The organism is Blautia sp. An46, from assembly GCF_002161645.1.
GTDB lineage: Bacteria > Bacillota > Clostridia > Lachnospirales > Lachnospiraceae > Blautia > Blautia ornithocaccae.
Genome location: NZ_NFIF01000001.1, coordinates 264,947 through 287,549, shown reverse-complemented (window position 1 = coordinate 287,549; position 22,603 = coordinate 264,947). Strand labels below are relative to the sequence as shown.

21 protein-coding genes and 1 tRNA gene are annotated in these 22,603 nt (G+C 45.5%); 6 read left to right on the top strand and 16 right to left on the bottom strand.

The features are described from left to right. Positions 1–23: 23 nt before the first annotated feature. Complete coding sequence (locus tag B5G00_RS01340; RefSeq protein WP_087267317.1) at positions 24–1,085, bottom strand: lactonase family protein; 1,062 nt, start codon at positions 1,083–1,085, stop codon at positions 24–26. Positions 1,086–1,329: 244 nt separating this feature from the next. On the opposite strand from B5G00_RS01340, the gene B5G00_RS01335 reads away from it, so the two are divergent. Genes B5G00_RS01335 through B5G00_RS01320 form a run of 4 tightly spaced genes read left to right on the top strand, consistent with a single transcriptional unit; the run spans position 1,330 to position 5,978 of the window. After that, positions 1,330–2,403 carry an ABC transporter ATP-binding protein gene (locus tag B5G00_RS01335; RefSeq protein ID WP_087267314.1) on the top strand — a complete coding sequence of 358 codons (1,074 nt, stop codon included), beginning with the start codon at positions 1,330–1,332 and terminating at the stop codon, positions 2,401–2,403. Next, positions 2,396–3,211, top strand: a complete 816-nt coding sequence (locus B5G00_RS01330; RefSeq protein WP_087267311.1) for an ABC transporter permease — start codon at positions 2,396–2,398, stop codon at positions 3,209–3,211. Before B5G00_RS01335 ends, B5G00_RS01330 begins: the two co-directional genes overlap by 8 nt. Further along, entirely contained in the window at positions 3,211–5,079 is a 1,869-nt protein-coding gene (locus B5G00_RS01325; RefSeq protein WP_087267308.1) for an extracellular solute-binding protein, read from the top strand. Before B5G00_RS01330 ends, B5G00_RS01325 begins: the two co-directional genes overlap by 1 nt. Before the next feature lie 5 nt (positions 5,080–5,084). Further along, on the top strand, positions 5,085–5,978 hold the full coding sequence (locus tag B5G00_RS01320; RefSeq protein ID WP_087267305.1) for an RluA family pseudouridine synthase: 894 nt from the start codon (positions 5,085–5,087) through the stop codon (positions 5,976–5,978). A gap of 26 nt (positions 5,979–6,004) precedes the next feature. On the opposite strand, the gene B5G00_RS01315 is transcribed toward B5G00_RS01320, so the two are convergent. The 7 genes from B5G00_RS01315 to B5G00_RS01285 all read right to left on the bottom strand — a co-directional run bounded on the left by B5G00_RS01315 (position 6,005) and on the right by B5G00_RS01285 (position 12,909). Then, positions 6,005–7,231, bottom strand: a complete 1,227-nt coding sequence (locus tag B5G00_RS01315; protein ID WP_087267302.1) for an ABC transporter permease — start codon at positions 7,229–7,231, stop codon at positions 6,005–6,007. Positions 7,232–7,249: 18 nt separating this feature from the next. Further along, positions 7,250–8,842: an efflux RND transporter periplasmic adaptor subunit gene (locus B5G00_RS01310; protein WP_087267299.1), complete on the bottom strand. Its 1,593-nt coding sequence runs from the start codon at positions 8,840–8,842 to the stop codon at positions 7,250–7,252. Continuing rightward, on the bottom strand, positions 8,817–9,581 hold the full coding sequence (locus B5G00_RS01305) for an ABC transporter ATP-binding protein (protein ID WP_087267296.1): 765 nt from the start codon (positions 9,579–9,581) through the stop codon (positions 8,817–8,819). The genes B5G00_RS01310 and B5G00_RS01305 overlap by 26 nt, the downstream gene beginning before the upstream one ends. A gap of 149 nt (positions 9,582–9,730) precedes the next feature. Beyond that, on the bottom strand, positions 9,731–10,198 hold the full coding sequence (locus tag B5G00_RS01300; RefSeq protein ID WP_087267293.1) for a hypothetical protein: 468 nt from the start codon (positions 10,196–10,198) through the stop codon (positions 9,731–9,733). Between the two features lie 362 nt (positions 10,199–10,560). Next, the gene (locus tag B5G00_RS01295; RefSeq protein WP_087267290.1) at positions 10,561–11,055 is read right to left on the bottom strand and encodes a heme-degrading domain-containing protein; all 495 of its coding nucleotides are present in this window, start codon (positions 11,053–11,055) and stop codon (positions 10,561–10,563) included. Between the two features lie 18 nt (positions 11,056–11,073). Beyond that, positions 11,074–12,078, bottom strand: a complete 1,005-nt coding sequence (gene trpS / locus B5G00_RS01290; protein ID WP_087267287.1) for a tryptophan--tRNA ligase — start codon at positions 12,076–12,078, stop codon at positions 11,074–11,076. 75 nt (positions 12,079–12,153) lie between these two features. Beyond that, positions 12,154–12,909, bottom strand: coding sequence for a class I SAM-dependent methyltransferase (locus tag B5G00_RS01285; protein WP_087267284.1), 756 nt, complete (start codon positions 12,907–12,909; stop codon positions 12,154–12,156). Between the two features lie 197 nt (positions 12,910–13,106). Between B5G00_RS01285 and B5G00_RS01280 the strand changes: the two genes are divergently transcribed. Further along, positions 13,107–13,586, top strand: a complete 480-nt coding sequence (locus tag B5G00_RS01280; protein ID WP_087267659.1) for an S-ribosylhomocysteine lyase — start codon at positions 13,107–13,109, stop codon at positions 13,584–13,586. 38 nt (positions 13,587–13,624) lie between these two features. Here B5G00_RS01280 and yqeC read toward each other — a convergent pair whose 3' ends face one another. The 4 genes from yqeC to B5G00_RS01260 are packed head-to-tail and all read right to left on the bottom strand — an operon-like array spanning position 13,625 to position 16,645. Next, on the bottom strand, positions 13,625–14,935 hold the full coding sequence (yqeC, locus tag B5G00_RS01275) for a selenium cofactor biosynthesis protein YqeC (protein WP_087267282.1): 1,311 nt from the start codon (positions 14,933–14,935) through the stop codon (positions 13,625–13,627). Beyond that, a complete protein-coding gene (yqeB, locus tag B5G00_RS01270) occupies positions 14,932–15,747 on the bottom strand; it encodes a selenium-dependent molybdenum cofactor biosynthesis protein YqeB (protein WP_087267279.1) in 816 nt (271 codons plus the stop codon). Before yqeB ends, yqeC begins: the two co-directional genes overlap by 4 nt. A 19-nt stretch (positions 15,748–15,766) precedes the next feature. After that, positions 15,767–16,384, bottom strand: coding sequence for a sulfurtransferase-like selenium metabolism protein YedF (gene yedF / locus B5G00_RS01265; protein ID WP_087267275.1), 618 nt, complete (start codon positions 16,382–16,384; stop codon positions 15,767–15,769). Positions 16,385–16,402: 18 nt separating this feature from the next. After that, positions 16,403–16,645, bottom strand: a complete 243-nt coding sequence (locus B5G00_RS01260; protein ID WP_087267272.1) for a DUF3343 domain-containing protein — start codon at positions 16,643–16,645, stop codon at positions 16,403–16,405. A gap of 226 nt (positions 16,646–16,871) precedes the next feature. Here B5G00_RS01260 and B5G00_RS01255 point away from each other — a divergent pair. Continuing rightward, positions 16,872–16,944, top strand: a tRNA-Thr gene (locus tag B5G00_RS01255). 401 nt (positions 16,945–17,345) lie between these two features. Here B5G00_RS01255 and B5G00_RS01250 read toward each other — a convergent pair. From B5G00_RS01250 to B5G00_RS01235, 4 genes are all read right to left on the bottom strand, one after another. Next, positions 17,346–18,764 (bottom strand): glycoside hydrolase family 32 protein, encoded by a 1,419-nt coding sequence (locus B5G00_RS01250; RefSeq protein ID WP_087267269.1) that lies wholly within the window; start codon positions 18,762–18,764, stop codon positions 17,346–17,348. A 16-nt stretch (positions 18,765–18,780) separates the two neighbouring features. Next, positions 18,781–20,733, bottom strand: coding sequence for a PTS beta-glucoside transporter subunit IIBCA (locus B5G00_RS01245; protein WP_087267266.1), 1,953 nt, complete (start codon positions 20,731–20,733; stop codon positions 18,781–18,783). Between the two features lie 238 nt (positions 20,734–20,971). Continuing rightward, positions 20,972–22,006: a LacI family DNA-binding transcriptional regulator gene (locus B5G00_RS01240; RefSeq protein ID WP_087267263.1), complete on the bottom strand. Its 1,035-nt coding sequence runs from the start codon at positions 22,004–22,006 to the stop codon at positions 20,972–20,974. Positions 22,007–22,053: 47 nt separating this feature from the next. Then, complete coding sequence (locus B5G00_RS01235; protein WP_087267260.1) at positions 22,054–22,602, bottom strand: GNAT family N-acetyltransferase; 549 nt, start codon at positions 22,600–22,602, stop codon at positions 22,054–22,056. Between the last annotated feature and the right edge of the window lies 1 nt (position 22,603).

The following is a 22,603-nucleotide window of genomic DNA, read 5'->3' as shown; positions in this document are numbered from 1 at the left end:
ATCTTTATATAGTATTTTCTCTCTTATTCTTCGCATTCACATTTAGAAAAAATGATACTGTTGGGGGTTTCTACTTTCATAGGTTTTCCCTTCATGACCAGCAGTTTTTTCTCATAGTCAATGGCAAAGGTGGTAATAGAATTGGATTCATGGTTTACCACTGCCAGATGTTTTCCATCTGGGAACACATCCAGGTCTTTGGGATAATTCCCGCTTATAGGGAGGATAAACTGGGTTTCCAGAAGCCCTGTCTCCTCATCTCTCTTATACATTGCTACTGTATCTTCCCCTGCAGTAGAGCAGAAAAGATAATGGCCGTCAGGAGAAAAACACATGCCTGAAGTAGCGTCATGGATCTGATCATCTTTAGACGCCAGAGTAGAGATAGTCTGTATATTTTCAAATACCGGTGTTTTTCCGGTTCCGTCATACTTATAGACTTCAATGGTATTGTTCAGCTCAAAGTTCAGATAAGCAAATCTTCCGTCAGGACTGAATTTTATCAGCTTTGGACCGGATTCTCTCTTACATCTTAAAATGTCTACCAGTTCCAGACGTTTGGTCCTGCCGTTAATTCTGTATACTTTCATCTGGTCAATGCCGTTGTCTACCGCACAGAGATACTTACTGTCCGGGGTAGGACGGACACAGCTTACATGAGGACGGAAATTCCTCTCTCCCACACTGCCCAGGCCTTTGTGGAACACACCGTCCACAACGCTTCCCAAACGTCCGTCTTTATGGGTATGCACTACGGTAACCTTCCCATCGTGATATCCGGCCACAAAAAGATACTTGCCTTCTTCGTCTGTTGACAAATGGCATCCTCTCATTCCGTCAATGTCTACTTTATTGATAAAAGTCAGATCTCCGTCTGGCTCTATGGCAAATACCGCAACGCCTTCATCTGCTATGGAATAAAGATATTTCCCATTTAAAGAACGGGCCAGATGCGAGGAGTTATTCACAGGAACAACTTTTCTTTCGCTCAATGTCCCTTCCTCTACATTTACATCATATAAGTGGATTCCGATACTGCTTCCATGGGTATACGTTCCGACATATGCAACATATTTTTCTTTCATTTATGCAATACCCTCCTATATTTATTGTTTTCACCACATGACAAAACTGTACCTCTCCCGAGATACCTAGTGCCATTCTACCACAAAGTTTTTTTTAATACAACCGGTAAACTCCCGCAATCTTACCTTTTACCGGTTCTTTCAAAAGAATTTACATTTCCTGTATATTGACAGAAATTCCCCCTCTAGTATAATAGGTATAATGGTTTTTTATAAGCAAAAAACACAAACAAGGAGGAGGGAAATGAATCACAATTTAGTAGATCTGATCGATATTTCCAAAAGTTTTGGGGAACAGATGGTTTTAGATAAGCTGAATCTTTCTATTCGGGAAAACGAATTTCTCACTCTTCTGGGGCCCAGCGGCTGCGGTAAGACTACCACCCTGCGTATCCTGGGAGGATTTGAAAATCCAGATTCCGGAAAAGTTGTATTCGACGGAAAGGACATCACAAATCTCCCCCCAAACAAAAGGAATCTGAACACTGTGTTCCAGAAATATGCACTTTTTTCCCATATGAATATAGAGGAAAATATTGCTTTTGGTCTGAAGATCTCCGGGAAAAGCGCTTCCTATATCAAAGATAAGATCAAATATGCCCTGAAGCTGGTAAATCTGGAGGGCTTTGAAAACCGTCTTCCGGATTCTTTAAGCGGTGGCCAGCAGCAGCGGGTAGCTATTGCCCGGGCCATTGTCAATGAGCCCCGGCTTCTGCTTCTGGATGAACCTCTTGGAGCTCTGGACCTGAAGCTCCGTCAGGACATGCAGTATGAACTGATCCGTCTGAAAAACGAACTGGGCATCACCTTTATCTATGTAACCCACGACCAGGAGGAAGCCCTGACTATGTCCGATACTATCGTGGTCATGAACCAGGGCTATATCCAGCAGATGGGTTCTCCGGAAGATATTTACAACGAACCTCAAAATGCTTTCGTGGCTGATTTTATCGGAGAGAGTAATATTATTTCCGGCGTCATGCTGGAAGACAGGCTGGTGGAAATCCTCGGTGCTAAATTCCCCTGTGTGGATACAGGCTTTGGAAAAAATAAGCCTGTAGACGTTGTGATCCGTCCGGAAGACGTGGACCTTCTTCCTCCTGAAAAAGGCACCATACAGGGTGTGGTCTCCCATCTGATTTTTAAAGGCGTCCACTACGAGATGGAAGTCCAGGCCAACGGATTCGAATGGCTGGTCCACAGCACGGACATGTTTCCTGTGGGACAGCAGGTAGGCATCCATGTGGATCCCTTTGATATCCAGATCATGAACAAGCCGGAATCTGAGGATGAGGAGGCGCTGGGTGTCAATGAATAAGCGAAAACTTCTCACAGGTCCCTATCTGGTATGGGCGGTGGCCTTTATCCTGATCCCTCTGGCAGTGGTCCTCTATTATGGACTGACCAACAGCGATGGGCAGTTTACCTTTGAAAATATCCTGGCTATCGGGACTGTGGAAAATTTTAAGGCTCTCTGCCTTTCTCTTCTCCTGTCCCTTATAAGCACCCTGATCTGTCTTCTGCTGGCCTATCCCCTGGCTATGATGCTTTCTGATATGAAAGTAAGCCAGACCAGCTTTATGGTGCTTCTCTTTATCCTGCCGATGTGGATGAACTTTCTGCTCCGGACCATGGCCTGGCAGACTCTTCTGGAAAAAAACGGCGTGATCAACCAGATCCTCTCTTTTTTCCACCTGCCCTCTATACAGATCATCAATACGCCATGGGCCATTATCCTTGGAATGGTCTACAATTTTCTGCCTTTTATGGTATTGCCCCTGTATAATGTACTGTCTAAAATCGACAAAGACGTTATCCTGGCAGCCAGAGACCTGGGCGCTACTCCTGTGTACACCTTCCGAAAGATCATCTTTCCACTGAGCCTGCCGGGGGTGATTTCCGGTATCACCATGGTATTTGTACCGGCTCTTACTACCTTTGTTATTTCCGACCTGCTGGGAGGCAGCAAGATCCTGCTGATCGGAAATGTCATTGACCGTCAGTTTCAGCAGGGAAGCAACTGGCATGTGGGAAGCGGACTTTCCCTGGTACTGATGATTTTTATCCTGCTCAGTATGTTCCTCACCGGAAAATATGACAAAAACGGAGAAGGAGGTATGTTCTGATGAAAAAAATTCTGCGAAGAACCTACTTTGGCCTGATCCTTTTTCTCATGTACGCTCCTATCCTGACCCTTATCGTCCTGTCCTTTAATGCTTCTAAGTCCAGGACTAAATGGGGCGGTTTCACTCTTTCCTGGTATGTTTCTCTGTTCCAGGACGAGGCCATTATGTCAGCTCTGTATAATACACTGATCATTGCTCTGGTCTCTGCTGTTCTTGCAACGCTTCTGGGAACCGCAGCTTCTATTGGGATCAGTGCCATGAAGCCAAGAGCCAAGACCATTTTTATGGGAATCACCAACATTCCCATCCTGAACTCGGAGATTGTTACTGGCATCTCTCTTATGCTGCTGTTTATTGCCTGCAGAGTGACCCTGGGGTTTACCACCATTTTGCTTTCTCATGTCACTTTCTGCATCCCCTATGTGATCTTAAGTGTCATGCCAAAGCTGCGGCAGACAGACAAAAGCACTTATGAAGCCGCCCAGGATCTGGGTGCCGGTCCAATATATGCCTTTTTTAAAGTGGTATTTCCTGATATCCTTCCAGGGGTAATCTCCGGCTTTCTTATGGCCTTTACCATGTCCCTGGATGATTTTATCATCACCCATTTTACCAAGGGGCCGGGAGTCGACACACTGTCCACGAAAATTTATGCAGAAGTCCGCAAGGGCATCCGCCCGGAAATGTATGCTCTGTCTACGCTCCTGTTCGTTACGGTGCTGGTTCTTCTGATCTTAATTAATTCCAGCCCCAAAGAACCGGCTGATACAAAGGTTACATCCTCTCGCAGAAACCGGAAACAGGTATTCCGCCTGGCGGTTCCTGCAGTTCTTGTCATTCTCCTTATAGGCGGCGGCATAGGCTACAGCCTGAAAAACGCCGGGAATGCTTCCGGTGAAAAACTGATCGTCTATAACTGGGGAGAGTATATTGATCCGGAAACTCTGGATATGTTTGAGAAAGAGACGGGAATTTCTGTGACCTATGAAGAATATGAGACCAACGAGATCATGTATCCCAAAATCCAGTCTCACGCCATTGCCTATGATGTGGTATGTCCTTCTGACTATATGATACAGCGTATGATTGAAAATGACCTGCTGGCAGAGATCAACTGGGACAATGTTCCCAATATCCAGAACATCGACCAGTCTTATATGGAACAATCGGAAAGTTTCGACCCGGGAAATAAACACTCCGTTCCCTATTGTGTGGGAACCGTAGGGATCCTCTACAATACCACCATGGTAGATGAACCCGTAGACAGCTGGGACATCCTCTGGGATGACAAATACAAAGACAACATCCTTATGCAGGATTCTGTCCGTGACGCTTTCATGGTAGCTTTAAAAAGAAATGGAGATTCCTTAAATTCCGTAGATGTAAATGAACTGAACCAGGCGGCAAATGACCTGATTGAACAGAAGCCTCTGGTCCAGGCCTATGTAGTAGACCAGGTCAGAGACAAAATGATCGGAAATGAAGCAGCTCTTGGCGTGATCTACTCCGGAGAGGCCGGATATACTCAGCGGGAAAATCCGAATCTGGAATATGTGATCCCAAAAGAAGGCTCCAATGTATGGATTGATTCCTGGGTCATTCCAAAAAACGCCCAGAACAAAGAAAATGCGGAAAAGTTCATTAATTTCATGTGCCGCCCGGATATCGCCCTGATGAATTTTGAGTATATCACCTACTCCACTCCCAACAAGGCGGCCAGAGAACTTATTGAAGACCCGGATGTCCGCAACAGCAAAATCCTTTTCCCGGATCAGGAAGACCTGAAAAACTGCGAAACCTTTCAGTATCTGGGAGAAGAAGCAGACAATTACTATAATGAACTTTGGAATAAAGTAAAATCAAGGTAGTCTAAATGGAACGTATTTTTGAATTTACAGTGAGGCCGGACGAGCTCCCCTGCACTCTGGGAGAATACCTCAGAGCCAGGGGCTTTTCCAGACAGATCATCATTCATTTAAAAAAGACCCCCATGGGTATTCAGGTAAACGGCCAGTGGGCCTATGTAAGAACAGTTCTACAAGCAGGAGATCTGGTCACTATCCATTTATCAGAGACCGAATCCTCTGAAAAGATCCCTCCTGTCCCTATGGAGCTGGATATCCTCTATGAGGACCAGGATATCCTGGTGGTAAATAAACCTGCGGACACCCCGGTGCACCCATCTCTCCATAATTATGAAAATACTCTGGCCAACGGAATTGCCTGGTATTTTCAGCAAAAAGGAGAGCCTTTTGTATTCCGGTGCATCAACCGTCTGGACCGGGATACTACAGGACTTCTGATCCTGGGAAAGAATGCTTACAGCGCTTCTGTACTGTCTTCCCAGATGAAAAAAAGAGAAATCCACCGGACCTACCTGGGTGCTGCCCAGGGCATTCCCCAGCCCCCAGAAGGTACTGTAGCTGCTCCCATTGCCAGAGAAAAAGATTCTGCTATCCTCCGCTGCGTAGACTTTCAGCATGGTGAAGAAGCCGTAACTCATTACAAGACTCTCTGTACCGAAAAGGACAGTTCTCTTATCCGCTTTTCCTTGGAAACAGGCCGCACCCACCAGATACGGGTCCACATGAAGTATCTGGGAACGCCCCTTCTGGGAGATTATCTGTATAACCCGGAGTATTCCAAAATAAAAAGAGTGGCTCTCCACTCCTATTCTCTGGAGTTTCGCCACCCTGTAACCAATGAAGAGCTTTATTTTCAATCGCCTCTTCCAAAAGATATGGCAGAGCTGTTTCCCTCCTTTTAAAGAAGGGAAGCTCTGCCATATCTTTTTTAATTCCGTCTCAAGGCCTCTATGGGACTTAACGCCGCCGCTTTTCTGGCAGGATAGATTCCGAAAAAGATTCCCACTGCACAGGAAAAAAGAGTTGCGATCAGCACCGTACTCACACTGATTCCCGGCGTGATGGTCATTTCCTGTCCTGCACTCATAAGAAAGCACAGCCCATAGCCTCCTGCAATTCCAGTAAGGATCCCCATGATGCCTCCGATTACCGTCAGTATAGCGGATTCCGCTAAAAACTGGAGCATGATAGAGGAGGTTTTTGCCCCCAGGGCCTTTCTTATGCCAATTTCTCTGGTCCTTTCCGTTACAGAAACCAACATGATATTCATAACGCCAATACCGCCTACCAGCAGGGAAATCCCTGCCACAAAAGAGATAAAGGCCGTGATCATTCCCATCATGTCGTTCAGCATACTTACCACATCCTGGAAACTCTGTATCTGATAATAGTCTTCTCCAGACGCCTGATGACGCTGCTCCAGCAGGCGCACCACTCTATCTGAAACCTCCTGGGAGTCCAGGTTTTTGTCTGCCTGGATATAAATATTGGTAAAATTCTCCAGATCATCTCCCAGATAATCCTGTGCCGCTGTGTAAGGAATCGACAGACTTACCGGCATCCCTTCATAAGTATAAGTAACAAAGGTACCATTTTCTCTCTGAGTGCTGACACCTACGATCCGGTAAGATTTTGTCAGATCTGAAGACTGAACCTCAATATCCATTCCCACTACATCATCAGAACCGAAAAGCCTTTTGGCATCTGTATCAGAAATCACACAAACATTTCTGGCTTCTGCCACATCAGATTCACGGAAGTAAGCTCCCCGTTTCATCAGCGTGTTATTAATCAAAGCTGCATCCTGTGTCTCCAGGGACAGGCTTACGTCGAACTCGCCCTTTCCTGTCACAGTCTGCCCTGACAGGCCCATACTGATAGTAACTCCTTCCACGCCTTCCACTCCCCGGATAGCTTCCAGATCCTCTGGTGTAATATATGCGCCTTCGTTCATGGCATCTTCACTGCAGTAAATATAAATCTGTCCGCTTCCCACGCCGTCAATCTCCGAATTCATCTGGTTCCTGGTACCCTCTCCAATAGAGACAATGGCAATTACAGAAGCAATGCCAATGATAATTCCCAGCATGGTAAGGAAAGAGCGGCCTTTGTTCGCCAGAATATTCTGCACAGCCATTTTTACATATTCAGCCATATCTCTACTCCTGTTCTTTTACTCAGCAGCTTCTACTGCTGCAACGCTGTCTCCTACCTCATGATTGCCGATATCACGGATTACCTGGTCTCCTGCTTCCAATCCTTTTGTAATCTCTACATAGGAATCTGAGGTAACACCTGTCTCTATGGCTTTTTCAGTAATTTTTCCATCTTCCACCACATAGCAGAAGGAACCGTCTTTTCCGATATTTACGGCCTCTACGGGCAGGAGAGGCACATCTTTTGCCTGAGCTGCCTGGATACTGGCTTGAGCCTCTACACCGATAAAGATATTGTCGTCGGGGTTATCAATATGTATGGTCACGCCAATAAGGGCAGTTCCCTGTTCATTTGGAATTGCGATCCTGCTGATCTTCTCCACCGTTCCCTGATATTCGGAATCTCCAAGAGTGATAACCGCTTTCTGGTCTTCTTTTACCTTATCAAAATCATACTTAGAAATATTGGCCTCTACACAAACCTGTTCTGTACTCTGGAGTGTAAACAGCTCCATACCCTGGGTCACAGTTGAACCCTGAGTCACCTGAGCATCAGATATAACGCCCCTGAACTCTGCCTGAATACCTTTTCTTCCTTCTTCAATAAGCTCCTGGATATTCTTTGCCTCCAGCTCAGCCAGATTGTTGGAAATCACCATCTGCTCCTGGGCGGCAGGCGTAAGACTTCCTGTATCTGCCTCGGCTACAGCCTCCTGAGAGGCCAGTTCTGACTGAAGCTGAGCCAGCTCTGATGAAGCAGTCTCCAGCTGATATTGAAGATCTGAAGTATCTGGAACAGAAGCAGTATCGCTTCCTGTTCCTGCTGTATAGTCTGCAGGATTCACTTCTCTCTTGACTGGCTCTGCCGGCGGGTTGTTCAGTGCATATTCATAATCTGACTGTGCAGAAGCAGGCGCATTTTCTTCATTCATCTTCTGCTGCAGTTCTTCCAGTTTCTTTTGATATTCCGGCAGTGTAACCGTATCATATTCTTCTTTTGCCTGCTGATATTCCTGGTCTGCCTGGGCCAATGCAGCTTCATAAGCCTTCTGTGCCTCCTGGGCAGCCTGCTGAGCTGCTGCCTGGGCATCTGCCGCAGCCTGTGACTGGGCATCTGTTATCTGCTGCTGAAGACTGGCAATCTGGTTTTGTTTTTCTTCTATCTGGTTTTCCAGCTCCGGAATCCTTGCCTGAGCTTCTGCCTGCTTTGACGCCGCGTCGGCTGCCTGCTGCTGGGCATCCTCAAGCTGAAGCTGGCCGGACCTCACATTTAATTCTGCCTTCTGGTTCTCACTTTCCAGGTTTTCCAGATTAAAGCCGATAATGGCCTGTCCCGCTTCCACAGTATCTCCTGTTTCCACAGGCATAGTCTGGATTTCTCCGTTTATAGGAGAAAAAAAGGTCTTTTTCTGTTCACTTTCCACATTTCCGGATGCCTCTACTTCCTGTGTCACATTTCCTTTTGTCACCGCAATAGTCTCTACTGTGGGAACACTTTCATTCCCCTGTCCCCTGGCACCGATCACCCCAATGATAATAATAGCAACCGCCACAATTCCCAGAGTAATGAGCATAATACCGTTTTTACTCTTCCATATTCCCTTCTTCATGATTCTCCTCCGTCTTTTCATATTCTGTCTCTTCATATTCTGTCTCTTCATATTCCGGATTGAGCATATCCGTCTCTATTTTTCCATCCATAATACGTACTACCCGTTTTGCCTGGGAAGCAATCCCGTCATCGTGGGTAATCAGGATAACTGTTCTTCCTCCTGCATGGAGCTTTCTCAAAATCCCCAGGATTTCTTTACTGGAAGCTGAATCCAGATTTCCCGTAGGCTCATCGGCTAATATTACCGGAGGCTTTGCCGCAATAGCCCTGGCAATAGCTACACGCTGCTGCTGGCCTCCTGACATTTCCGAAGGTTTGTGGGTCATTCTGTTTTCCAGTCCCACCATTGCCAGGGATTCTTTGGCCAGCTTTCTTCTGCTCTTCTTATCCATTCCCCTGTAGATCAGAGGCAGCTCCACATTTTCCTCTGCCGTCAGGTTGGGGATCAGGTTAAATCCTTGAAAAATAAATCCAATTTCCCGGTTCCTGATTTCAGACAGCTGATTATCCGTCATTGTAGACACATCTGTACCGTTAAGGTAGTATTTACCTGAAGTAGGCACATCCAGACATCCCAGCATGTTCATGAAAGTAGATTTTCCAGAGCCAGACTGGCCGATGATAGCCACAAATTCCCCCTCATCGATTTCCAGATTAATGTGATCCAATGCTCTTACTTCATTTTCCCCTGGATTGTAAATCTTACATAAGTCTTCAACTTTAATTAAATGTTCCATAGGCTTTTCCTTTCTCCATATGCTGATTTTGCCAAAACTCTCCCAAAATCAGGAAGAACAGAACAAAACAGAATATTCTTTTCTGTCTCGTCCTGTCCCTTTCTTTTCTAAAATAAACCCTCTGTTTTCAGATTTTCCTTTATTACTGGTTACTGGGCTTTGCCGTCCAGCATTGCCTGACGGTTTTTCAGTGCGCCCCAGAAGTAAAGCAGCGGCAGGATCAAACCAAGTATCATGGAAACAATGCTCAGCACAGTGACTCCTGCGGAAATTGCGGAGTATGCATCATTTCCCAGCTGCCACAGGATCAGAATAATGCCGCAGACAAAGCATATCCCTGCTTTCTGTATCTTATTGCAGTTAACAATTCCGATGATCCCGATCACTGTATTGAGAAGTGACCCGGCTGCGGTAATGTACACACTCATTTGATATGCTTCTACAGTGATCCCGGAAGCGGTAATGGTCTGCTCAAAAAGTTCTCCCATCTCTCCTTCTCCGATTGTGCCAAGCATGGCAAAGTTAACAAGGTTCGTCAGAAATGACAGGACCCCAAAGACCACCATAATGATCCCCACTACCTTCAGCAATGTTTTTCCAGGTGCTTTTTCTTTCATTACATTCTCCCCTCTCTATTGATTTTCCTCATTGTATAATCCTTGGAGAGAAAAGTCAATTTATTTTACAGAAATTTTCGATAACTGTCCTAAAATACAGGAAAATCGGCCTATTGTAAAATACCTTTCATAAATATCTATTCAATACCTCTAAGGTAACCGTTTATTTTTAAATATTTTATAATTTTTATTCTATAGAAAGGAAAAAGGAACTGTCGCATTAATCAAAATCGAAAATATTTATACATTTTCTTGCTCAGTCTGCGCCGCATTGAGCCCATGGTCTCAAAGCTATGCTCGACAAATTCGCATAAAATGTATAAATATTTCTGACATATGTTTAATGCAACAGTTCCTTTTTCTTATAAGGCCCGTATCCTTGGTACTTCATCTACATGGAGATATCTGCTTACAGCTCTCACAATAATGTCATGATTTACGAAATGGTTCTGATTTGAAACCAGGATCACGCCGATGACTCCTACCTCCTCTATACGTATGGGAAAGCCTCCGCCCATACAGGAATATTCCCTGGTGTTCAGACCGATGTCTTCCAAAGTCTCCTCTGATTTCTTCATCTCGCTGTAGAGAAGCATGGTACTCTTTTCCATTCTCCGTACTGTATTGTACATCTTCGTCATCCAGGACTCATTATTCAGGTTTGTGCTGTTTCCGGCATATTTGAATACGGTATATCCGTTGTTCAGGCGAATCTCCACAGCCGTATCCAGACCTCTTTTTCTGGCCTCTGCCACAATAATATTTCCCAAAGCCCATGCGTCCTCATTGGTGAAATGTCCAAACTGGAGAATTTCCTCCTGCATTGCCAAAACCGTGATTACTTCTTCGATGGTCATATGAAACACCTCCTGATGTTACCGGATCCTGTCCGGGAAACCAACCTTGCGCTGAACCTTTCTCAGTGTTTTATTTGCAAAATACTGGGCTTTTTCTGCGTTCTCTTTAATAATAGAATCAATATAAGCCTTGTCCTTTTCCAGGCGGGCAACCTCGTCCTGAAGAGGCTTCAGGACACTGACTACTGCCTCTCCTACAGCCATTTTCAGCTCGCCGTAGCCTTTTCCTTCAAATTCTTTTACTGCTTCGTCAGGAGTTTTTCCAAGGCATGCACAATAAATATCGATGAGATTTTTCAGCCCCGGCTGCTCCTCTCTGTAGGCAATGCAGGCTTCTGAATCTGTTACCGCACGCTTGCATTTTCTCATAATGGTATCCGGATCATCCATAAGATAGATGCTTCCGTTAGGATTCTCATCGGATTTTGACATCTTTTTGGAGGGATCCTGAAGACTCATGATCTTGGCTCCTACCTTGCCGATATAAGCTTCCGGCACAGTAAATACGTCACCGTAAATATTATTAAAACGAATGGCAATATTTCTGGTCAGTTCCAGATGCTGCATCTGGTCAATCCCCACCGGCACCACATCTGCCTGGTACAGAAGAATATCTGCCGCCATAAGTACCGGATAGGTGAAAAGTCCTGCATTGATATTATCCGCATGCTTCGCAGCCTTGTCTTTGAACTGGGTCATACGGTTCAGCTCCCCCATATAGGTAAAACAGTCCAGGATCCAGGCCAGCTCTGCATGGCCGGATACATGAGACTGGTAATAAATACAGTTTTTCTTAGGATCCAGTCCTGCCGCAATATACAGAGTCAGCAGCGCCCTTGCTCTTTTTCTAAGCGTCGCCGGATCCTGGCGGACCGTAATCGAATGCATATCCACCACGCTGTAAAAACATTCATAATCATCACTTAATTTTACCCAGTTTTTCAGAGCCCCAAGGTAATTTCCTAAAGTCAGATTTCCTGTAGCCTGCATGCCGCTGAATAAAACCTTTTTATCATTGATCATAACTTATGTCCTCCACTGCTACGTTTTCCTTAGAAAATATTTTAACACGTTTCCTGACCGTCAGCAACTGTAGTTTTATTTCTCTCCTTCCACCAGAAACATAGGCGTAGAATAATAATTTGCTCTTTCTTCCCTGCTCCAGACCTTCTCCCACACATTCTCTTCCACTTCTACTTTTGCACATGCCAGATTCTCCAGAAGTTCTTTGTCCCAGAGCGGACGGTTTATCTGGCTTAAAGGCACTTTTCTGGCAATATCCTCCATGGCATCGATATCTGTGCAGGTATAATGATCCTCCATATGAAGAGCTTCCACTCTCTTTCGGTCCTCCTCATATTCTCTCCGTTTTTTCTCATCAAAAAGGTGGTGATACCAGTTAGCATCATAGTTCAGAAGCTTTCCGCCTTTTTTCAATACTCTCAGCCATTCCTCATAAGCTCTGGTGGGATTCTCCAGATTCCAGGTAAGATTTCGGGATACTACTGCATCAAAAGTCTGGTCCGGAAACTCCAGGTTCTGGGCATCCATCTGCATCCACTGGATTTTTTCAGCCAGATTTCCCGCATTATGCCGGGCTTCTTTCAGCATTTCCTCTGTATAGTCCACAGCCGTTACCTGATAACCAGCCTGGGCCAGGATAATGGCAAAAAACCCCGGTCCTGTACCGATGTCCAGGATTTTTGTTTCTTCTGGTTTCTTACCAGGAAGATGTTCTCTCAGATTTTCCAGCCAGACCTGCCTTTGGCGGGTGGCCAGTTCTTCCTGATTTACCTGGGAATATCCCTCCGCTCTTTTTGTCCAGTATTCTTCTATCTGATTCAGCAATTCCATATTTTTGTTTCCTTCCCTGTATTTAAGTTCTTGATTTATGCTAATTATTCTGGAAGGAAGTATACCATGGATTTCTTTTATCTCACAAGCCCCCTAAGGGGTTATACTTTGACATTCCACTTTCCAGCGTCTATAATAAAGGTATGGCAGAAACACCCTTTATGCCTATTATTAATTACCTAGAAAGGACTGAAAAAATGGAAAAAATCGCAAGCTTCACCATTGACCATATCAAACTGAAACCAGGTGTTTATGTATCTAGAAAAGACCATGTGGGAACAGAAACTATCACCACTTTCGACCTGCGTATGACCTCACCAAATGACGAGCCTGTTATGAATACTGCAGAAGTTCATACCATTGAACATCTGGGCGCTACTTTCTTAAGGAATCATCCGGTTTTCGGCTCTAAAACTGTTTACTTCGGCCCCATGGGCTGCCGTACCGGCTTTTATCTCCTGCTGGCAGGAGACTACGAATCCAGGGATATCGTAGAGCTGATAAAAGAAATGTTTATCTTTATCCGGGATTTTAAAGATGAAGTTCCCGGCGCCTCTCCGAAAGACTGCGGCAACTATCTGGACATGAACCTGGGGATGGCAAATTACCTGGCCAAAAAATATCTGGACGAGGTTCTCACAGATATTTCTGAGGACCGGCTGGTATATCCGGAATAAAAAATATATCATAAACTACAGTACCGGTACAGAGGCATTTACTTCTCTGTACCGGTATCTTTTTTCATATCCCAGTCTTCTAATTCGCCGAGATTTTCGATTTCATAAAAAAATACTTCTTCCATATGCCTTTTGAGAACTCTTTTTCCTCCTGTATCTCCCTGGAGTTCCATCAGTTCCGGCACAAAGCTCTCATGAAAGATCACCGGATTTCCCGGCGTCTTCTGGTAAGACATACAGCCAATCTTTTTCCCGCTTTTCAGGAACGCCTCCAGAAAATCTCCAATAGTCTTTTTCTGAAGGAAAGGCTGGTCTGCCACAAAAAACATATAATAAGCTTCTCTGCCCTGACAGCTAAATCTTTTGCTGGCCTTCAGGCCAATCTGAAGAGAAGAGGAAATCCCCCTTTCACTGTGCGGATTTTCTACGGCAGTGAGTCCCTGTCTCCTGGCTTCTTTCAGGATCTCTTCATACTGGCTGACCAGCACCAGCGAATGGGCGAAGCCTTCTTTCTGGAGTTCTTCTAACTTTTCCATAGTCCACAGGTACATGGGCTTTCCTTTTACCGGATACAGCAGTTTATTCTCCCCGAATCTTCTGGAAAAGCCTGCTGCCAGAAGGATCATATGGATACATTTCTCTCTTTCTTCTCTGGAATGAAGAAACACCGGCACTGACATCTGAGTTTCTATTTTCTCTTTCACTCTTTCCGGCTCATCCAAAAGATCCTGCTGATTCAAGATCACTGCAATTTTTCTTCCCGGATATTGTTTTTTTAAAGGTTCCACATAACCCTTTTCCAGCAGCCTTCCCAGAAGTTCCGAAGTCAGAATCCAGCTTTGTGAGCCAAGGATTTTCTCTGCAAATTTCAGTCTGTGGCAGACCTCCTCCAGAGGCCTCCCAAGAGCAGAAGCTCCCGCCAGAATTAAGATATGCGTAGTATCCTCTCTAAGCACCGGTTCACCTTTTCCCGGGACTTTAACCGGAAATTTTCTGGAACCGTCAGCCTCTGTGAGTATGGCCTGAGCCTGTTCCCTTACCTGTCTGTAATCTTCTTCTGTAAGTCCTTTGATTTTTTCCGGAGTTTCACTGCTGGTTCCGGCGATTACCACACCTGAAGTCTCCAGAGCTTCCCTGACCTTTTCTCCAGGCTGGTCAATAAGGCCCGTTCTCCCCAGAAGTTTTGGGTGCTCCATATGGACAGTGGTAGTGACCAGCACTTTTTTCCCCTGGGCAGCCCACTGGTCCGCCAGTTCCAGGATACAGGAGGTTTTTCCCCCAGCTCCCACAAAGGAAACCGACGGTTTTGACCCTGTTCCCAGGTTTTCCATGATTTCATCCAGTTTCATCTTTCCAGTACACCCTTCTCATAGGCACAGACAAGTTCCAGAACACTTCCTGCGATACATCTGGCTTTATCTGATATCAATGCACAGTGAGCCTGGGATTCTTTTCTGGGATCTACGTCTGCGATCTTAAAATGTTCCGTCACAGGATAGCCCTCCTGTATAATTCCCCGCAGGACCCCTGAAATCTCGGTACAAACAAAGGCAGGTTCTCCTTCTCTTTCTACCCATCCGATCCGGCTGCCCTTTTCTGCCCAGTCTCCGATCTCTTTTTCCTGATGAAAGATTCCCGAACAAGGAGAATGGATCACTCTTTCTTTCCCATAACCGCCGATCACTCCAGGTACTCCTGTATTAGGGATTGCCGCTCCCTGGTCGATGATCCTTCCCAGATAATGGCCCCTCTTGGTCTCTATCACATAATCCACATCTTCTCCCGCAGTAAATCCCGGTCCCAGGGCTATGGTCAACTCTGCCATATCTCTCCTGGTCCCCAGATTCTTCTTGGCCAGAATTCCATCTATGAGAATATCCGGACGATACTTTTCAAGGCATTTTCCCTGTGGGTCTACGATAAGCTGGGGCCGGTTCCATGCCACCTGCTCCAGAGCCTCCTCAAAACATTCTGCCCGACTGCAGGTCAGTCCCTCTACTTCCATGGTTCCCTCATAAACAGCCTGACAAAAGGCCACCAGACGCCGGATAGCAGAAGGACGCTCACATTCCAGGATAATCACCGGATAGCCGCTTTTACAGAGTCTGTGTATGGTGGCAGTGGCCAGATCGCCCCCTCCTCTTACAATAATAGGCTTCATAAGTCTCTCCTCTTGTCACTTAAGGTTTTATGATCAGATCCGCCTTGGCCTGAGTCTCCACGATCACGTACATGTTCACAATGGTTCCCACTGCCAGCTTATCCTTCATCTTATAAAAATCAAGACATGTGCCGCAGGTACAGATTTTTGTTCCTTCTTTTTCCAGAGTTTTCAGATCCTCCAGGACCGGAGAGCCTTCACAGGTCAGGAATGCCCCTTTATTATAAAATAGGACTGTATCCGGCAGCTTCTCCAGCTGAGTCAGAGAATAGATAAAACCTTTGATCAGAATCTGTCCCAGTTCCGGGTCTCCTTCTCCCATTTTATCGGAAGAAATCACCACCACAGTCTTCTTCTGCCCCTGGGGTACACAGGAAATATACTCCGGCTCTTTCTCTTCCTGGGAAGTTCCCGTTTTTTTCACCGTGATCTTCACCTCATAATGTTTGTCCCCCAGTTTTGTCATTTCATAATCTGCTTCCTGGGAATTGGCCAGTTTCCGCAGATTCTCTGTAGCTACTTCATTATCTACCTGGACAAAAACCACATCTCCTGCCTGGCTTTTATCCATTTCTTTCTTTGCAAGTATCACTGGCTTCGGGCAGGTCATACCCATAGCATACACTCTTTTTTCCATAAATTTTCTCCTTTTCATTTACTCATAGAGATATACCCGGTGGATCCCTGTGGCCTGGATCCCTCCGTCCTGTATTACCTGACAGATCCGCTCCTCCTCTTCCAGCCCTGTGCACCAGGCAATGCCGCATTCTGCAGAAATCTCGCTGGGAAGAGGAATCAGTCTCCCCGGTATCTGATTGCTCTGACAGTATTTCTCTGCTGCCATAGCCTGGGTGGTCGTCAGAAAAGAAACCACCAGCTTCTCTTTTTTTTCTCTCATATATTTCTCCAAAAGTTCAGATATTAAATTTTTCTTTTACTATCATAACAAAACCGGGACAAAAATCAAGTTTTATGATAGAATCGAAAAAAGGGAAAAACTGGTTTTTTCCATCCAAAGGCATCTGGCTGAATAGTTACAATTTTTCAAAAAAACAAAAAAATATGTTGACAGAGATATCTCTTTTTGGTAGAATACATAACTGTGATACGCAACAGCACAGTTTGCTGCCTTGGCTCAGTCGGTAGAGCGTCGCCTTGGTAAGGCGGAGGTCGGCGGTTCAAGTCCGCTAGGCAGCTCTAAAGAACCTTTGGATTTCCAAGGGTTCTTTTTTCATCTATTGGAATACCAAAAGATAAGGAAATTGACGTATTCGTCCGTATTTTAATGGCTCAAGAACGGTTGCATCAACGAAACTCTTATTTTGGACCGTAATTTTACCTCTCAAAAACGGTTATATATCCAAAAACTCAAATTTTATCCGTACTAGGCCACTAAAAATTACGGTTCTAGCCGGGAAAATGCACTTTTCAACCGTACCGGAACTGTAGAACATGAAAATCTCAGGATTTAAAAGGTATATGTCCTTCCCCAAGAAGAATATTTTCCTTTAACATATCAAAATCATCCCAAAAAGGTTCCCATAGAGCTTCCGTTTTCCATTGCTCTATAGGAACCTTTTCACCATTCCACACTTTTCTTATTTCTTAGCTGCGATTTCCTTAAACACTATCTCCGCCCCTGGGGCCTTTATGTGGATCACGGCTTTTTCAGGATAATACCGGGTAGAAAAGACATACTCCCCATCATTCAGAAACACTTCTGCTGAAGAAATATCTGCAAGGATCTTCACATTCTCCAGCCTTTCCATATCCACCCAGCGTCTCCCTCTGCCTGCGGAAACCCCGGTTTTTTCCTGGTTTTTAAACCACATTTCAAATTGGCCATCCCGGTATTCCAGTACCAGCTCTTCTCCCAGAACAGCCTGGAACCGGTTATTGCAGATACCGGAAATTTCTGCCTGGTATACAGGATACCCTTCTATTTCCATGTGTCCCTGGTCTTTCCTGAGCAGCCGGCACTTCTCTTCCAGTTCCCGGACAGGTCTCTGGCAGGGTATTCCGTCTTTGACATAAATCTCTCTTGGAAATGTAAAGCAGTGCTGCCACCCATTTTCAATGGTCCGGTTGGTATATTCCTGGCAGTCCGGCATTCCCATCCAGCCGATTTGAATGATCCTGCCGTCTTCTGCCTGGAAGCTCTGGGGGGCATAATAATCAAATCCATAATCCCACAGACGATATTCTCCCAGGTGACAGTTTCCGGTGATCTCTCCTTCCACCAGAAAATATCCAGACTGGTACACATTCCGTTCTTCCCACTGACCGCCTGTCAGTCCCTGGACAGAGGCAGACAGAATTTTTCTGTCCCCGATTTCAAAGTAATCCGGACACTCCCACATATAGCCAAAGGACTCCTCTGTTTTTACACGGTTTGCAAGGACCCAGTGGATCCTGTCCCGGGACTGATAGAGAAGGGCCTGGCCTTCATCTCTCTTCGTCCTGGCCCCAAGGAGCATATAATAATTGTCCTTCTTCTTCCATACTTTCGGATCCCGGACATGAAGGGTCAGGTCTGAGGGATAATCTCCATTATCCATCAGCTTCATCTTCCTGCCAAAGTGGATTCCGTCTTTGCTGGACACCAGAATTGTATTGGCCTGGCGTCCTGTGTTTATGTAGTCATAGTCTCCATCTTCCAGTTTTACATTGCCTGTATAGTACAGAAACATTTCTCCGTCTTCGATAAAGGCTGCCCCTGAATAAACGCCGCTGCAGTCAAAGGGCTGGTCTGGATATAAAGGTACTCCCTGATATTCCCAGTCAATCATGTTATGACTGGTGTAATGGCCCCACATCTTCACGCCGCCTTCTGGATCAAAAGGAGAGTACTGAAAAAATGCGTGGTATACTCCCTGAAACTGACACAATCCATTGGGGTCATTCAGCCACCCCACCGGAGGCATAAGATGGATCCTCTGACGAAAAAAGTCTTTTCCATCTGCCAGTTTTTCTGCCGTCTCTGTTAATCTCTTTAAATCTCCTGTCAATGCAGTCATACCATATCTCCTACTACTATTTTTCCAGTTTCATCACAGGACTGTCTTCCCTTACCTCTCCTGGTTCTGCTTTTTCCACAGCAGAAAAATCCTCCGGATTTGTCAGGATGACCATAGTCGCAGCCGGATAGCCGGCAGCCTTGATAACCTCCAGGTCCGCCTCAATAAGCAGGTCTCCTGCATGGACCTTATCTCCGTCAGAAACTTTCTTTGTGAATCCTTTGCCATCCAGCTTCACTGTATCAATTCCCACATGGATCAACAGCTCCCCTCCTGTTTTTGTGGTAAGACACACTGCATGCCCGGTGTCAAAAATATTACTTACTTCCCCATCGCAGGGAGCAATGATCTTCCCATCTGCTGGCTCTATTGCAACTGTAGTTCCCAGCATTTCTGAGGCAAAAGTTTCATCACTGACTTCTGTAAGAGGGATCACTTTTCCTTTTACCGGGCTGAATAAAATCTCTTCTTTTCCTTCTTCTCCGTCTGGCGTTTCAGAAACTTCAGGAGACATTTCTTCCTTTTCTTCTATTGCAGCTCCTGCCTCACCGCCCTTTTCCTGACTGTGAGAATCTCCCGCCTGAACAGACTTCTGATCCTTATAGAGCAGGAAAGAAACCACAAAAGCTACGCCTACGGCAATGACCATTTCAATAATGTACTGAACAGGCTCATCCAGACAGAGAAGAATTCCAAAGATACCGGTAACTCCGGTTCCCTTGGCTCCAAGATGCACGATAGAAGCATAAAGAGCACCGCATCCGCCGCCGATACAGCCTGCGATAAAAGGTTTAAAGAACCGCAGGTTCACACCAAAAATAGCCGGCTCTGTAATTCCCATAAAGGCACTTAAAGAAGAAGGAAGGGCAAGAGATTTCACTTTCTTATCCTTGGATTTCAAAGCAACTGCCAGGGCAGCTGCACCCTGGGCGATGTTGGCGGCACTTGCCAGAGGCAGCCAGTAAGTAACTCCATATTGAGCAATCTGTCCGATATCAATGGCTGTATACATCTGATGGATACCGGTTACTACAGTCGGCGCATACAGAGCTCCCATGATCAGACTTCCGATACCAAATGGCAGTGTCAGCATCCACTGGATACCGTCCAGAATGGCGTTTTCCGCCCAGACAAAAACAGGACCGATCACTGCCAGTGTCAGATACCCGGTAACAAAAACACTTACCAGCGGTGTTACAAAAAGATCCAGAACCTCCGGCACTACTTTGTGCAGCTTTTTCTCAATTACAGACAAAAGCCATACAGCGATCACTACCGGAATTACATGGCCCTGGTATCCCACCATGTCAATGTCATAAAGCCCAAAGAAAACGGACTGGGTCTGAAGAACTCCCTCTGTGGCTACCGTATAAGCGTTCTGCAGGGAAGGGTTGATCATGATCATACCGATAACCGCTCCCAGATAGGGATTTGCCCCAAAGGCCTTAGCCGCTGAGAAAGCGATGAGGATCTGCAAAAAGGTGTAAGCTGTGTTACTGAACAGGCTTGCAAACACATAGATAGAACTGCTGGTATCCATGTTGATGAACCCGTTGTTGATCATAAAATCCAGAGAGTTCATGATTCCCATAAGGAAACCGCTGGCCACGATAGCCGGTATGATAGGTACGAAAATATCTCCCAGGAGCTTAATCGCTCTCATAAACACATTCTGCTGTTTGGCTGCAGCCTCCTTTGCCTCTGCCTTTGTGCTGGCCGTAATACCTGCGACAGCAATAAACTGGTCAAATACCTTATTGACTGTCCCTGTTCCCAGGATTATCTGAAGCTGTCCGGAAGCTTCAAAAACTCCTTTTACTCCCTCAATATTTTCCAGGGCTCCCTTATCTGCCTTACTGTTGTCAGCAATAACCAGACGGAGCCTTGTTGCGCAGTGAGCAGCAGAAACAATGTTCTTACTTCCACCCACCTTATCCAGAATTTCCTTAGCGGTCTTTCCGTAGTCCATGATGACTCTCCTTTCTCTTTCTTTTTTCATAATTATATGTAATCGATTTCATATCTTTGAATAAATCATAAAGAAAAAAATGCCATTTGTAAAGATGGCATTTTTACTGATATTTCAATATGTTTTTTGTGTATTTTGCACTCAATTAGTAAGAATCGCGCTTTATTCCTCTGCTTTCAAAGTCTCTCCGAAGGTTCTTTCATTTCACTTTTTGATTCTCCAAAACATGATATCGATATCATTTATCTTTATTCACAAGCCGAAAGCCCAGCTTCATCTCAATGGGAATCTTTTCCCCTCTTTCAATTACATCCAGCAGCAGCTCTGCCCCTCGTATCCCACTGGTCTTGTAGCCGAAATGTACTGTGGGGATCCCTCCAGTGACAGCCTTCAAGAACTGGTTATCTCCAAAACCTGTGATCCGCGTGCCGCTGCTGTCCAAAATATATTTCATCCTTGTTCCAGAATTCTGGATACTCTGGGGAATCCGCTCTTCACTGCAGGCGTGAAGGGCCTCTATGGCTCCTGCGGCTATGGTATCTGTGGCACAGGAAATTATGGCAATATCTTTCTTCTTTTCCAAAAGGTCCAAAGCAGCCTGATACCCAGATTCCATAGTAAACTGAGATTTTCTGGTATACCCCTCTTCCAGTTCTACACCTTCTGCCCGCAGACCTGCACGAAAACCGTCTTCTCTGGCAGCACCTACGGCCTTGTCTTCCCTGGTCACTCCGATATAGGCAACTTTCCCTTTTCCTCTGACAGAATCCGCCACAATCTTTCCCATGGCTTTTCCTGCTCCATAGTCATCATGATAAATACAGTTGGCATATTTTGTATACTGTCCCACTACCACTACCGGAACTTTGGATTCTTTCAGGAATTTCTTATGTTCTCCGGTGATCATCGTTCCAATAAGCACTATACCATCTACCGGATAACTTTCAAAAAGCTTCAGATAGGTAATCTCCTTTGCCGGCTGATTATCTGTACTGGCCAGAAGCATCTGGTAGCCCCGCCGGGACAGGACCTGCTCAATCCCTGCTGTTACCCGGCTGATGGATTCTGAGTTGATTTTGGGCACTACCACTCCTACCAGACAAGCTCTTTTTGTCCTCAGGATCCTGGCCTGAGCAGAAGGCTGATAGCCAGTTTCCTCAATTACCTTTTTTATCTGTTCTTTTTTTTCATCACTTACATAACCGCCGTTAAGGTATCGGGATACAGCCGCACTGGATACCCCGGCAAGCTGCGCAATTTCTTTAATGGTCATTTCTCCATTTCCTTCCCCTTTTATTTTTTGTCAGGTCAGGCGGACATTTATCTGCGGCGTTCCGCCCATTCCTCCTCCAGTATGGACATAAGGATATCATCTCCATAATTTTCTCCGTCTTTCACTGCATCCCGGAGCACTCCTTCTCTTTGGAATCCCGCCTTTTCATAGGCTCTTATTGCTCTGGGATTAAAGGAAAAAACATCCAGCTCCACTCTATGAAGGTTGATCTCCTGAAAAGCAAACTCCAGGGTATTTTCTATGGCCCAGGAGCCGATCCCCTTTCCACATTCCTCAGGATGAAAGATAGCGATCCGGAAGTTTGCCTTTCTTAAATCCCAGTCTATTTCATTGAGTACACTCTCCCCCATAATCTCTCCTTTGGGAGAAAAAATCAAAAAGTCATATCGATTTTTGTCCTCTACACAGTTTTTCAGGAATCCCACCACCTCATCATGGAAAAAATCTGTTCTGCTGCCTGTGAGCCTGGCAACCTCCGGGTCAAAGGGCTGAAAGTTATTCCTGTAATATTCCTCTGCGTCCTCTTTTCTGGCCAGGCGCAGGCGATAGCCGTCTTTCTCATATACCTTATCCATA

Excerpts from the sequence above, each read along its gene's own strand:
- yqeC (WP_087267282.1), bottom strand. The coding sequence starts at position 14,935 with ATGAAACTGGATGAAATCATGGAAAACCTGGGAACAGGGTCAAAACCG.
- trpS (WP_087267287.1), bottom strand. The coding sequence starts at position 12,078 with ATGATCAATGATAAAAAGGTTTTATTCAGCGGCATGCAGGCTACAGGA.
- B5G00_RS01315 (WP_087267302.1), bottom strand. The coding sequence starts at position 7,231 with ATGGCTGAATATGTAAAAATGGCTGTGCAGAATATTCTGGCGAACAAA.
- B5G00_RS01285 (WP_087267284.1), bottom strand. The coding sequence starts at position 12,909 with ATGGAATTGCTGAATCAGATAGAAGAATACTGGACAAAAAGAGCGGAG.
- B5G00_RS01240 (WP_087267263.1), bottom strand. The coding sequence starts at position 22,006 with ATGACCATTAAAGAAATTGCGCAGCTTGCCGGGGTATCCAGTGCGGCT.
- B5G00_RS01250 (WP_087267269.1), bottom strand. The coding sequence starts at position 18,764 with ATGACTGCATTGACAGGAGATTTAAAGAGATTAACAGAGACGGCAGAA.
- B5G00_RS01330 (WP_087267311.1), top strand. The coding sequence starts at position 2,396 with ATGAATAAGCGAAAACTTCTCACAGGTCCCTATCTGGTATGGGCGGTG.
- B5G00_RS01245 (WP_087267266.1), bottom strand. The coding sequence starts at position 20,733 with ATGGACTACGGAAAGACCGCTAAGGAAATTCTGGATAAGGTGGGTGGA.
- B5G00_RS01325 (WP_087267308.1), top strand. The coding sequence starts at position 3,211 with ATGAAAAAAATTCTGCGAAGAACCTACTTTGGCCTGATCCTTTTTCTC.
- B5G00_RS01305 (WP_087267296.1), bottom strand. The coding sequence starts at position 9,581 with ATGGAACATTTAATTAAAGTTGAAGACTTATGTAAGATTTACAATCCA.
- B5G00_RS01295 (WP_087267290.1), bottom strand. The coding sequence starts at position 11,055 with ATGACCATCGAAGAAGTAATCACGGTTTTGGCAATGCAGGAGGAAATT.
- B5G00_RS01335 (WP_087267314.1), top strand. The coding sequence starts at position 1,330 with ATGAATCACAATTTAGTAGATCTGATCGATATTTCCAAAAGTTTTGGG.
- yqeB (WP_087267279.1), bottom strand. The coding sequence starts at position 15,747 with ATGAAGCCTATTATTGTAAGAGGAGGGGGCGATCTGGCCACTGCCACC.
- B5G00_RS01310 (WP_087267299.1), bottom strand. The coding sequence starts at position 8,842 with ATGAAGAAGGGAATATGGAAGAGTAAAAACGGTATTATGCTCATTACT.
- B5G00_RS01260 (WP_087267272.1), bottom strand. The coding sequence starts at position 16,645 with ATGAGAGAAAAAAAAGAGAAGCTGGTGGTTTCTTTTCTGACGACCACC.
- yedF (WP_087267275.1), bottom strand. The coding sequence starts at position 16,384 with ATGGAAAAAAGAGTGTATGCTATGGGTATGACCTGCCCGAAGCCAGTG.
- B5G00_RS01320 (WP_087267305.1), top strand. The coding sequence starts at position 5,085 with ATGGAACGTATTTTTGAATTTACAGTGAGGCCGGACGAGCTCCCCTGC.
- B5G00_RS01280 (WP_087267659.1), top strand. The coding sequence starts at position 13,107 with ATGGAAAAAATCGCAAGCTTCACCATTGACCATATCAAACTGAAACCA.
- B5G00_RS01340 (WP_087267317.1), bottom strand. The coding sequence starts at position 1,085 with ATGAAAGAAAAATATGTTGCATATGTCGGAACGTATACCCATGGAAGC.
- B5G00_RS01235 (WP_087267260.1), bottom strand. The coding sequence starts at position 22,602 with ATGGATAAGGTATATGAGAAAGACGGCTATCGCCTGCGCCTGGCCAGA.
- B5G00_RS01300 (WP_087267293.1), bottom strand. The coding sequence starts at position 10,198 with ATGAAAGAAAAAGCACCTGGAAAAACATTGCTGAAGGTAGTGGGGATC.